The following is an 11,656-nucleotide window of genomic DNA, read 5'->3' on the forward strand; positions in this document are numbered from 1 at the left end:
TCCTTACTTACGGCCTTTACGCTGCTTCTTAGGCTTGTCGCCTTTAGGCTCTACAGCGTTAGCTGCTGGCATACCACCTAGGATCTCACCTTTGAAGATCCAAGTTTTAATGCCGATCACACCGTATTGAGTGTGAGCCGAAGAAGTTGCGTAATCAATGTCTGCACGTAGAGTGTGTAGAGGTACACGACCTTCACGGTACCACTCAGAACGTGCGATTTCAGCGCCGCCTAGACGACCGCTTACTTCCACTTTGATGCCTTTAGCACCTAGACGCATTGCGTTTTGTACCGCGCGCTTCATAGCACGACGGAACATAACACGACGCTCTAGTTGAGACGCGATGCTGTCACCAACAAGCTGTGCATCAAGCTCAGGCTTGCGTACTTCAGCGATGTTAATTTGAGCTGGTACACCTGCAATTTTAGCTACAGCTGCACGTAGTTTCTCAACGTCTTCACCTTTCTTACCGATTACAACGCCTGGACGAGCAGTGTGAATAGTCACACGGATGCTCTTAGCAGGACGCTCGATAACGATACGTGAAAGAGATGCTTTTTGTAGTTCCTTAGTTAGGAACTGACGTACCTTGAAGTCGCCGTCTAGGTTGTCAGCGAAATCTTTGGTGTTAGCAAACCATGTAGCATTCCAAGGCTTAACGATGCCAAGACGAATACCATTAGGATGTACTTTTTGACCCATTGCTTACTCTCCTAGTCTCTAGCGATCTGCTACAACAACAGTGATGTGGCTTGAACGCTTCAAGATACGATCCGCACGACCTTTAGCACGAGGCATAATACGCTTCATGGTTGGGCCTTCATCTACAAAGATTTTTGCGACATTCAGATCGTCAATATCTGCACCTTCGTTGTGCTCCGCGTTAGCGATAGCAGACTCTAGAACTTTCTTAACTAGAGCAGCAGCTTTTTTGTTGCTGAACGTTAGAATTTCTAGAGCTTGGTCAACAGATTTACCACGAATTAGATCCGCAACTAAGCGAGCTTTCTGAGGCGAAATGCGAGCAAAGTTATGTTTAGCAATAGCTTCCATTATTTACTCCTTAACGCTTCTTAGCTTTCTTATCCGCAGCGTGACCGCGGTAAGTACGTGTTGGTGCGAATTCACCTAGTTTGTGACCGATCATTTCTTCGGTAACGAAAACTGGTACGTGCTGACGACCATTATGGACAGCGATGGTCAAACCGATCATCGTAGGGATGATCATTGAACGACGGGACCAAGTCTTAATAGGCTTTTTGTCTCCGCTTTCCACCGCTTTCTCTACCTTCTTCAGCAAGTGTAGGTCAATAAAAGGACCTTTCTTGAGAGAACGTGGCATGGCGATTCCTCTTTATATAGATTACTTGTTACGACGACGTACGATGTACTTGTCAGTGCGTTTGTTCTTACGAGTCTTGAAGCCTTTAGTAGGCATACCCCAAGGAGATACTGGGTGACGGCCACCAGAAGTACGACCTTCACCACCACCGTGTGGGTGGTCAACCGGGTTCATTACTACACCACGTACGGTTGGACGTACGCCGCGCCAGCGTGAAGCACCAGCTTTACCAAGTTCACGTAGCATGTGCTCAGAGTTACCAACTTCACCGATTGTTGCACGGCCTTCAGAAAGAACTTTGCGCATTTCGCCAGAACGTAGACGGATAGTTACGTACGCACCGTCGCGAGCAACGATTTGAGCGTAAGCACCAGCCGAACGAGCTAGCTGACCACCTTTACCAGGTTTTAGTTCAACGTTGTGTACAGTTGAACCTACTGGGATGTTACGCATTGGTAGAGTGTTACCCGCTTTAATCGGTGCATCAACACCAGATTGGATAACATCACCCGCGTTAACACCTTTAGGTGCTAGGATGTAGCGACGCTCACCGTCTTTGTAAAGAACTAGAGCAATGTTTGCGCTACGGTTTGGATCGTATTCTAGACGCTCAACTTTCGCTGGGATGCCATCTTTAGTACGTTTGAAGTCAACTACACGGTAGTGGTGCTTGTGACCACCGCCGATGTGACGTACTGTGATACGACCGTTGTTGTTACGACCACCGTTCTTAGAGTTTTTCTCTAGAAGAGGTGCGTATGGCTTGCCCTTGTGTAGGTCAGCGTTAACAACTTTAACAACGTGACGACGACCAGGGGAAGTCGGCTTACATTTAACAATAGCCATTCTTAACTACTCCTGTTATTCCGCGCCGCCAACGAAGTCAAGATCTTGACCTTCTTTCAAAGTAACGTACGCTTTCTTAACGTCGCTGCGGCGACCTTGGCGTAGACCTTGACGTTTGGTCTTACCCTTAGTGATAAGAGTATTTACAGACTTAACTTCAACTTCAAAAAGCTTTTCTACAGCTGCTTTGATCTCTTTTTTAGTTGCATCTTTAGCTACTTTGAAAACGATAGTGTTCGCTTTCTCAGCTGCCATAGTTGCTTTTTCAGAGATGTGCGGAGCACGTAGAACTTTTAGGATACGCTCTTCAGTGATCATGCTAGCATCTCCTCAACTTGCTTAACTGCTTCTGCAGTCATTACAACTTTGTCGAACGCGATTAGTGAAACTGGATCGATACCAGCAACGTCACGTGCGTCAACTTTGTATAGGTTACGAGCAGCTAGGAATAGATTCTCATCTACTTCGCTAGTCACGATTAGAGCGTCAGTTAGCTCAAGCTCTTTAAGCTTAGCAACTAGCTCTTTAGTCTTTGGCGCTTCAACTGAGAAGTTATCAACAACGATTAGACGCTCTTGACGAACTAGCTCAGAAAGAATGCTCTTCATAGCACCGCGGTACATTTTTTTGTTTACTTTTTGGCTGTGATCTTGTGGTTTCGCAGCAAAAGTAACACCACCTGTACGCCAGATTGGGCTACGGATTGTACCAGCACGCGCACGGCCAGTACCTTTTTGACGCCATGGCTTAGCGCCACCGCCAGAAACTTCTGAACGTGTTTTTTGAGCACGAGTACCTTGACGAGCACCTGCTGCAAATGCAACAACTACTTGGTGTACAAGAGCTTCGTTAAACTCACGTCCGAAAGTAGTTTCGGAAACAGTTAGTGCATCAGCACCTTTAACCATTAGTTCCATTACTTACTCCTGAGACGTTATGCTTTAACAGCTGGTTTAACGATCACGTTGCCACCTGTTGAGCCTGGTACTGCACCTTTGATAAGAAGCAGATTGCGCTCAGCGTCAACACGTACGATCTCTAGGTTTTGAGTCGTTACACGCTCAGCACCCATGTGACCTGCCATTTTCTTGCCTTTAAATACGCGACCTGGAGTTTGACATTGGCCAATTGAACCCGGTGCACGGTGAGACAATGAGTTACCGTGAGTCATATCTTGAGTACGGAAGTTCCAACGCTTAACAGCGCCTTGGAAACCTTTACCTTTAGATGTACCAGTAACGTCTACTTTCTTAGTTTCGTTGAATAGTTCAACTGTTAGCTCAGCGCCAACTGCAAACTCTTCACCGTTTTCCAAACGGAATTCCCAAAGACCACGACCAGCTTCAACGCCAGCTTTAGCAAAGTGACCTGCTTCAGCTTTGTTTACGCGGTTAGCTTTCTTAGAACCAGCAGTTACCTGGATTGCAGCGTAGCCATCTGTCTCAAGAGTTTTAACTTGAGATACACGGTTTGCTTCAACTTCAACAACTGTTACTGGGATAGAAACGCCGTCTTCAGTAAATACGCGGGTCATGCCCACTTTACGACCGATTAGACCAATCATTCTTCTAATCTCCCTTAACCTAGGCTAATTTGAACGTCAACGCCCGCAGCAAGGTCTAGACGCATTAGAGCATCAACAGTTTTGTCTGTTGGCTCAACGATGTCGATTAGACGCTTGTGAGTACGAATTTCGTACTGGTCACGTGCTTTCTTGTTAACGTGTGGAGAGATAAGAACTGTGAAACGCTCTTTACGAGTAGGTAGTGGGATTGGACCACGAACCTGTGCGCCAGTGCGCTTAGCTGTTTCAACGATTTCCGCTGTAGAAGCATCGATTAGTTTGTAATCGAAAGCTTTTAGGCGGATACGGATACGTTGGTTCTGCATGAGACAGAGCTCCAATATTAAAAATTACACAAACAATATCGCCACTCAGACTCGTCAAGACGAGAGAATGCCGATTGATTTATGTGAAACCGTAGCGTCCAAGATTAGGACACATTGTCAGTTAATTTTCGATTAACTATCCCTATATGCCAGAGTCACGTCTGGGGATAGTTTTTCCGAAGAAAAGATAGCTAATTGTATTAACCGCGAACATAAGCTGAGTCTACATTACCTCGCAAATCCGAAGATTTACTCGCTCCTCACTGCTCATTGGTTCACAACTGGCTTAACCAGTGCGCTGCATTATACAGATCACACTTTAGGATGCAATAGCCGAGTGAAAAATAATCGAACAAATTTTAGCCGCTCGATTCTCCCCTACTTTTGCGCTAGCAATAAACAAAAAGGACGCCGAAGCGTCCTTTTTTAAACTGTAATCGTAATAGCGTCTGCTATTATTTCTTACCGCTTGATAGTGCACCGAAACGCTTGTTGAAGCGATCAACACGGCCGCCTGTATCAACGATACGTTGCTTACCAGTGTAGAATGGGTGACACTTGTCACATACGTCTAGGTGGATAGAATCTTTACCTAGAGTAGAGTTGAACTCGAAAGAGTTGCCGCAAGAACAAGTAGCAGTTACTGCTTTGTATTCTGGGTGGATACCAGCTTTCATGGGATAACCTCAATTGTAGGCCGTGTCGCTATACGAATCTAAGCCGCACACCACACGTAATTAATAATAAAATGCGATACCGCATCGACTATTTGCCGAAGCCATATCTCAAGGCGCAGTATACTAATGAATCGCTAAGCTGGGATCAACACATTTGGCAACTTTTTCGCCACTTTTTTCACCAGTACTTTAGTACTGAGAGTAATCACTTTCCCAAAAATGCGCAACGCTCGAATTTTTCACTGCGTTTTAATAGACTATACCTCTCTTCCCTCTTTTATATAGTAAAGATTCTATGCGTCCATCCATCGCCCGAGTGGCACTACCGGTCCCTCTAGACAAGCAGTTTGACTATGTCATTCCTGGGCACCTGTTTCCAGTGATTGGAGGGCGAGTTTCTGTTCCTTTCGGCCGACAAACCTTGGTTGGCATTGTCACAGCGATGGTCAATCATTCTGATTTTCCGAAAGAACAACTAAAACCAATTAAAGCCGTCTTGGATGCCCAACCTGTTTGGCCTGAAAAACTTTATTCTTTACTAATATGGTGTAGCCAATTTTATCAGTACCCTCTTGGGGACACTTTGCACAATGCTATGCCAGCGGCTCTGCGAAAGGGTAAGCCCGCGGATTTCGCCACATTACAAGAGTGGCAAATCACCGCATCGGGCAAAGACAAGTTAATGCAGGGACTTGGGCGTGCGGTCAAACAACAACGCGCTTTGCAGATGTTGGTCAACGGTGCCATCCCACACCAAGAGTTTATTGATACAGAGATAGGTTCTGCTGTACTTAAGTCTTTGGAAGAGAAAGGCTGGGTTGAACGCATAGAGAAAAAGCCAACGGTAACTAAGTGGAGCACTCAGGTTGAACGTGACGTCGAAAAACCAAAACTCAACCATGAGCAAGCGCTTGCTATTGCGAGCGTAAACAGCCAAACCGGTTTTGCCTGCTATTTATTAGAGGGTGTGACGGGCTCTGGTAAAACAGAAGTTTACTTGAACCTAATCAAGGCAGTTCTTGAGCAAGGCAAACAAGCTTTGGTTTTAGTACCCGAAATTGGCTTAACTCCGCAGACCATCAACCGCTTTAAACATCGATTCAATGTGCCTGTTGATGTCATCCATTCTGGGTTAAATGACACCGAGCGTCTTAATGCTTGGCTATCTGCACGAGATAAAGCAGCCGGTATTATTATTGGTACCCGCTCTGCCCTGCTCACTCCCTTTGCGGATCTGGGCATCATTATTGTCGATGAAGAACACGACTCCTCATATAAGCAGCAAGACAGTTTGCGCTACCACGCCCGTGATGTCGCAGTCATGCGCGCACACAAGGAGCAAGTGCCTATTGTTCTTGGCTCAGCGACCCCAGCTTTAGAAACGCTGCATAATGCGCTATCGGGCAAATACCATCACTTAACGTTGACTCAACGTGCTGGCTCTGCGGTACCTACCACCAACAAAGTACTCGATGTTAAAGGGCTTTATTTAGACAGTGGGTTGTCTGCGCCTTTGATTGCTGAAATGCGTAAACACCTTAAAGCTGGCAACCAAGTGATGTTGTTCCTAAACCGTCGCGGCTTCTCTCCTGCCTTAATGTGCCATGAGTGTGGTTGGATTGCAGAATGTAAGCGGTGTGATGCTTACTATACGTTCCATCAATACAGCAATGAGATTCGCTGCCATCACTGCGGTTCACAACAACCGGTAATTCATCAATGTCAGGGCTGTGGCTCTACTCAGCTAGTAACTGTTGGCGTGGGCACTGAACAGCTTGAACTGCAACTGGCAGATCTGTTCCCTGAATACAAAGCAATTCGTATTGATAGAGACAGTACTCGCCGTAAAGGCAGTTTGGAAGATGCACTCGAGTCAATTCGTAAAGGTGAATACCAAATTCTGATAGGGACCCAGATGTTGGCGAAAGGCCACCACTTCCCTAATGTCACCCTTGTTGCACTATTGGATGTCGATGGCTCTCTATATAGCAGCGACTTCCGCGCCTCCGAAAGGCTCGCTCAGCTATTTATTCAAGTTGCGGGCCGTGCAGGTCGTGCAAGCAAACCCGGTGAAGTGATTCTTCAAACTCATCATCCTGAACACAGCTTACTGCAAGCCCTGCTTCAGAAAGACTATCGTCACTTTGCTATGACAGCGTTGGAAGAGCGCAAACTGGCCCAGCTTCCACCCTATAGTTTCTTAACCTTGTTTAAGGCAGAGGCCAACCAAAGCGAAGTAGTTGAAGACTTTTTACGCCAGGTTCGTTTTACTCTGGAATCACATCCGCTATTCGATGACTCTTGTATGGTATTAGGCCCAACACCATCACCTTTGGCTAAACGTGCCGGCAAGTATCGTTGGCAGCTTTTACTGCAAACTCAACATCGCTCATTGATGCAAAAGTTATTAACCAGTGCCAAACCTGCTATTGAGTTGTTGCCAAATGCCAAGAAAGTTCGCTGGAATTTAGACATAGAACCACAGGATCTCAGCTAGCAAACGTTTAACTATGTAATGAATTACCTTTTAATGTGATGGAGTTCTCATTAGGATTGCAATTTTTGTTAAACAGACCGTAACTTTCCCTTTAGAAATGAATAGACTATTCAAATTAGTAAAGTCTAAAGTGGATCAGTCACATAGACTTCAATTAGAAAAATGATGAACGTCATCTTGGCAATTATTTTAAGAGGGTAAAAACTATGGCGACAATGAAGGATGTTGCCCAGCTTGCAGGGGTATCTACTGCTACGGTATCGCGAGCATTGATGAATCCAGAAAAAGTCTCTTCATCGACAAGAAAGAGAGTGGAAGATGCCGTACTAGAAGCTGGTTATTCACCGAATTCATTAGCTCGTAACTTACGCAGAAATGAATCAAAGACCATTGTCACTATCGTCCCAGACATTTGCGACCCGTACTTCTCTGAGATTATTCGCGGCATTGAAGACGCAGCAATGGAACACGGTTACCTTGTTCTACTTGGTGATAGCGGTCAGCAGAAAAAGCGTGAAAGCTCATTTGTAAACTTAGTCTTCACCAAGCAAGCTGATGGCATGCTGCTTCTCGGAACCGACCTGCCTTTTGATGTCAGCAAGCCGGAACAGAAAAACCTACCACCTATGGTGATGGCGTGTGAGTTCGCACCAGAACTTGAATTGCCAACGGTGCACATCGATAACCTTACTTCTGCGTTCGAGGCTGTAAATTACCTGACTCAACTTGGCCATAAGCGTATTGCTCAAATCTCCGGTCCTGACACTGCGGTACTTTGTCAGTTCCGCCAACAGGGTTACCAGCAAGCACTTCGTCGCGCAGGCATTAATAAAGAAGAACAATACAGCGTAATCGCTGACTTCTCTTTTGAAGGCGGCGTGCAAGCAGTCCGTAAACTTCTTGAGTTACCGGAGCCACCAACCGCACTCTTCTGTCACTGTGATACCATGGCGATTGGTGCCATTCAAGAAGCGAAACGTTTAGGCTTACGTATTCCTCAAGATTTATCGATCGTGGGCTTTGATGACATTCAGTTCGCACAATACTGCGATCCACCGTTAACGACTATCTCCCAACCTCGTTATGAGATCGGTCGTCAAGCCATGTTGATGATGCTTGAGCTATTGAAAGGCCATGACGTTCATTCCGGCTCTCGTTTACTAGAGACTAAGTTGGTTGTTCGTGGCAGCGCAGCGCCACCGCCATTGCGTTAATCCGCAAATAAACATCAAAGCGATGCTTCCGGCATCGCTTTTTTATGCCTACTTTCCTGTACGTAGCTAACAAGAATGTTCGAATAGGGTGTTTTCTCATTGCGTTCTGGATTAACATATTTGCCAGAATCCTTGATGACCTGAAGTAACCGTGGCAAATAGAGATTATGTAAGACGCGGACGCGGCGCTCCGAAAAAGTCTACAAAAAAACAACCTTCAAGAAAAAAACCTTGGCGTAGTGGTCTACTAGCAATCTTGCTCGTGGGCGGCTTTGGCTATGGACTGTATTTGTTAAGCTCCGATCCAGAACCTGAGCAAACTGTTGTGGTTGAAAAGCCCGTAACGAACACCACCAGCAAGCCAAAAGCGAAGAAAGACATCCCACCTCCACCAGAAGAAAAGTGGGAGTACGTGGAATCTTTACCGCAGCGTGAAGTGGAAGTCGTTGCGAAAGAAATTCAAGTATCCAAAGTACCTTACGTGATGCAGTGTGGCGCTTACAAAAAGCAAAGCCAAGCCGAAGAACGTAAGCTGGCTATCGCCTTCCAGGGCATGACGAGCCGAGTCATTAAGAAAGAAGGCAGCTCTTGGTATCGCGTTGTTCTTGGTCCATACAAGTTCAAACGAGATGCAGAAAAAGATCGTCACAAACTGCAACGCGCGAAGATCGAGCCATGTGCTATTTGGAAAGAGAATCTATAATTCTCACAGTTCGATGAAATACGGAGACCAACCGAGCGATCGGTTGGTCTTTTCTTTTAGCTAAAGGGCAGAAAAGCGAGATTCCCTACTCGATTATGCTTCACTCTAGGGAGTGACACAGATAACACGCCACTAGCACGCCTTATCTCCCCCAACGCCATCGCTCTCATTCTTGTTCAAAAAGACAAAACACACTGTCTATCATCGAAAAACAACTTCCCCTTGAATCCACAATTCATTTGCCCCATATACTTAATTAAATCCAAAGAGAAATAATTAAGAGGTCGACTGTGACTACCATTGTATCTGTACGTCGAAACAATAAAGTCGTCATCGCGGGTGATGGCCAAGTGTCGCTAGGCAATACCGTAATGAAAGGCAACGCGCGCAAAGTTCGCCGCCTATACAACAACCAAGTGCTTGCAGGCTTCGCTGGCGGTACAGCAGATGCCTTCACCTTATTCGAGCGCTTCGAAAGCAAGCTGCAAATGCACCAAGGCCATTTAACAAAGGCCGCTGTGGAGCTAGCAAAAGATTGGCGTAGCGACCGCGCACTTCGCAAACTAGAAGCCCTTCTAGCAGTAGCAGACGAAACCGCTTCTTTGATCATCACGGGTAACGGTGATGTGGTGCAGCCAGAAAATGACCTGATCGCCATTGGCTCTGGCGGCGCGTACGCACAAGCTGCAGCAACAGCCCTATTAGAAAACACAGACCTAGACGCGCGTGAAATTGCGGAAAAAGCATTGAACATTGCTGGCGACATCTGTGTATTCACCAACCATCACCACACTGTAGAAGAACTAGAATCTACAGTAGAGCTTCCTAAGCCAACGGCTTAAGAGCAATCGTAACGAAGTAAGGAAAAAATATGTCTGAAATGACTCCTCGCGAAATCGTTCATGAACTGAACCGCCACATTATTGGTCAAGACAAAGCAAAACGTTCGGTTGCGATTGCACTGCGTAACCGCTGGCGCCGCATGCAGCTTGAAGAAAGCTTGCGTGTTGAAGTAACGCCAAAGAATATTCTAATGATTGGTCCTACCGGTGTAGGTAAAACTGAGATCGCACGTCGTCTTGCTAAACTAGCAAACGCACCATTCATTAAAGTAGAAGCGACCAAATTCACGGAAGTGGGTTATGTGGGTAAAGAAGTGGAAACCATCATCCGCGACCTTACCGATGTTGCAGTGAAGATGACTCACCAACAAGCGATGGAAAAAGTAAAATTCCGTGCAGAAGAGCAAGCGGAAGAGCGTATTCTTGATGCTCTACTTCCACCAGCTCGCGATGCTTGGGGTCAATCTGAGCAAAAAGAAGACACATCGAACACGCGTCAAATCTTCCGCAAGAAACTGCGTGAAGGCCAGCTAGACGACAAAGAAATCGAAATCGATGTAGCTGCACCGCAAATGGGTGTGGAGATCATGGCACCTCCTGGTATGGAAGAAATGACCAACCAGCTACAAGGCATGTTCCAAAACCTAGCCGGTGACACCAAGAAGAAACGTAAGCTGAAAATCAAAGACGCAATGAAAGCGTTGGCAGAAGAAGAAGCGGCGAAACTGGTTAACCAAGAAGAGCTGAAAGAGTCTGCAATCTTCAACGTAGAGAACAACGGCATCGTATTCATCGACGAAATCGACAAGATTTGTAAGCGCGGTGAAAGCTCTGGTCCTGATGTTTCTCGTGAAGGTGTTCAGCGTGACCTACTGCCGCTAATCGAAGGTAGCACGGTATCAACGAAGCACGGCATGGTAAAAACAGACCACATCTTGTTTGTGGCATCTGGCGCATTCCAAGTAGCGAAACCTTCTGATCTGATCCCAGAACTACAAGGTCGTCTACCAATCCGCGTAGAACTTGAAGCGCTAAGCAGCAATGACTTTAAACGCATCCTAACCGAGCCAAAAGCGTCTCTGACAGAGCAGTACATTGCACTGATGAAAACAGAGAGCGTAGATGTAGAATTCACTGAAGATGGCATCACACAAATCGCGGAAGCGGCATGGACAGTAAACGAAACCACTGAGAACATTGGTGCGCGTCGTCTACACACTGTGATGGAGCGTCTGATGGATGAGATTTCTTACGACGCGACTGAAAAAGCCGGTGAGAAATTCGTCATTAACGCGGCATACGTGAAAGACCGCCTAGGCGATACGATTGAAGATGAAGATCTAAGCCGCTTTATTCTTTAATAACGCTCTTTAGAGTCCAAAGCCCAGAACGATGCTTCTGGGCTTTTTCGTTTAGAATGACGGTAACTTTAACAAGCTCTAGCTCCAAAGAGTTCGTCATCGCAGCGAACTCAAGCGAGACTAAGGATCGAGTAGCAACGCACTCCAACTCTTCGTCTTTCACTTCAACCTAAAGTACAAACGGACAGTAGATTCTTAATCACCTCGTTCCTCGCTGCTCGATGTATGGACTCCCCCCTCCAAGGAGGAGCTAAAATTTTAGTGCAAACAGAAATTTTAATCGG

General features: G+C 46.1%; 13 protein-coding genes and 1 pseudogene. 5 read left to right on the top strand and 9 right to left on the bottom strand.

The window, feature by feature from the left end:
* Positions 1 to 3: 3 nt before the first annotated feature.
* The 9 genes from rpsC to rpmE all read right to left on the bottom strand — a co-directional run bounded on the left by rpsC (position 4) and on the right by rpmE (position 4,755).
* On the bottom strand, positions 4 to 702 hold the full coding sequence (gene rpsC / locus VCHENC03_RS01625) for a 30S ribosomal protein S3 (RefSeq protein ID WP_005435080.1): 699 nt from the start codon (positions 700 to 702) through the stop codon (positions 4 to 6).
* 18 nt (positions 703 to 720) lie between these two features.
* Positions 721 to 1,053 carry a 50S ribosomal protein L22 gene (rplV, locus tag VCHENC03_RS01620; RefSeq protein ID WP_005383164.1) on the bottom strand — a complete coding sequence of 111 codons (333 nt, stop codon included), beginning with the start codon at positions 1,051 to 1,053 and terminating at the stop codon, positions 721 to 723.
* A gap of 10 nt (positions 1,054 to 1,063) precedes the next feature.
* A complete protein-coding gene (gene rpsS / locus VCHENC03_RS01615) occupies positions 1,064 to 1,342 on the bottom strand; it encodes a 30S ribosomal protein S19 (protein WP_005435078.1) in 279 nt (92 codons plus the stop codon).
* Between the two features lie 21 nt (positions 1,343 to 1,363).
* The gene (rplB, locus tag VCHENC03_RS01610) at positions 1,364 to 2,188 is read right to left on the bottom strand and encodes a 50S ribosomal protein L2 (protein ID WP_005435076.1); all 825 of its coding nucleotides are present in this window, start codon (positions 2,186 to 2,188) and stop codon (positions 1,364 to 1,366) included.
* Positions 2,189 to 2,203: 15 nt separating this feature from the next.
* Complete coding sequence (gene rplW / locus VCHENC03_RS01605; protein ID WP_004398471.1) at positions 2,204 to 2,506, bottom strand: 50S ribosomal protein L23; 303 nt, start codon at positions 2,504 to 2,506, stop codon at positions 2,204 to 2,206.
* On the bottom strand, positions 2,503 to 3,105 hold the full coding sequence (gene rplD, locus VCHENC03_RS01600; protein ID WP_005435074.1) for a 50S ribosomal protein L4: 603 nt from the start codon (positions 3,103 to 3,105) through the stop codon (positions 2,503 to 2,505). The genes rplW and rplD overlap by 4 nt, the downstream gene beginning before the upstream one ends.
* Before the next feature lie 17 nt (positions 3,106 to 3,122).
* On the bottom strand, positions 3,123 to 3,752 hold the full coding sequence (gene rplC, locus VCHENC03_RS01595; protein WP_005435072.1) for a 50S ribosomal protein L3: 630 nt from the start codon (positions 3,750 to 3,752) through the stop codon (positions 3,123 to 3,125).
* 14 nt (positions 3,753 to 3,766) lie between these two features.
* A complete protein-coding gene (rpsJ, locus tag VCHENC03_RS01590; protein WP_004410492.1) occupies positions 3,767 to 4,078 on the bottom strand; it encodes a 30S ribosomal protein S10 in 312 nt (103 codons plus the stop codon).
* A 455-nt stretch (positions 4,079 to 4,533) separates the two neighbouring features.
* On the bottom strand, positions 4,534 to 4,755 hold the full coding sequence (rpmE, locus tag VCHENC03_RS01585; protein WP_005435070.1) for a 50S ribosomal protein L31: 222 nt from the start codon (positions 4,753 to 4,755) through the stop codon (positions 4,534 to 4,536).
* A 295-nt stretch (positions 4,756 to 5,050) separates the two neighbouring features.
* Between rpmE and priA the strand changes: the two genes are divergently transcribed.
* The 5 genes and pseudogenes from priA to hslU all read left to right on the top strand — a co-directional run bounded on the left by priA (position 5,051) and on the right by hslU (position 11,372).
* The gene (gene priA / locus VCHENC03_RS01580; RefSeq protein WP_009707835.1) at positions 5,051 to 7,252 is read left to right on the top strand and encodes a primosomal protein N'; all 2,202 of its coding nucleotides are present in this window, start codon (positions 5,051 to 5,053) and stop codon (positions 7,250 to 7,252) included.
* A gap of 203 nt (positions 7,253 to 7,455) precedes the next feature.
* Positions 7,456 to 8,466 (top strand): annotated as a pseudogene (gene cytR, locus VCHENC03_RS01575) (DNA-binding transcriptional regulator CytR); the annotation flags it as partial.
* A gap of 151 nt (positions 8,467 to 8,617) precedes the next feature.
* Entirely contained in the window at positions 8,618 to 9,169 is a 552-nt protein-coding gene (locus VCHENC03_RS0126300) for an SPOR domain-containing protein (protein WP_020196517.1), read from the top strand.
* Between the two features lie 290 nt (positions 9,170 to 9,459).
* Entirely contained in the window at positions 9,460 to 10,011 is a 552-nt protein-coding gene (gene hslV, locus VCHENC03_RS01570; RefSeq protein ID WP_005435051.1) for an ATP-dependent protease subunit HslV, read from the top strand.
* A 29-nt stretch (positions 10,012 to 10,040) separates the two neighbouring features.
* A complete protein-coding gene (gene hslU, locus VCHENC03_RS01565; RefSeq protein WP_009707838.1) occupies positions 10,041 to 11,372 on the top strand; it encodes an HslU--HslV peptidase ATPase subunit in 1,332 nt (443 codons plus the stop codon).
* Positions 11,373 to 11,656 lie beyond the last annotated feature (284 nt).

Origin of the sequence: Vibrio sp. HENC-03, from assembly GCF_000305755.2 — a bacterium.
GTDB lineage: Bacteria > Pseudomonadota > Gammaproteobacteria > Enterobacterales > Vibrionaceae > Vibrio > Vibrio owensii.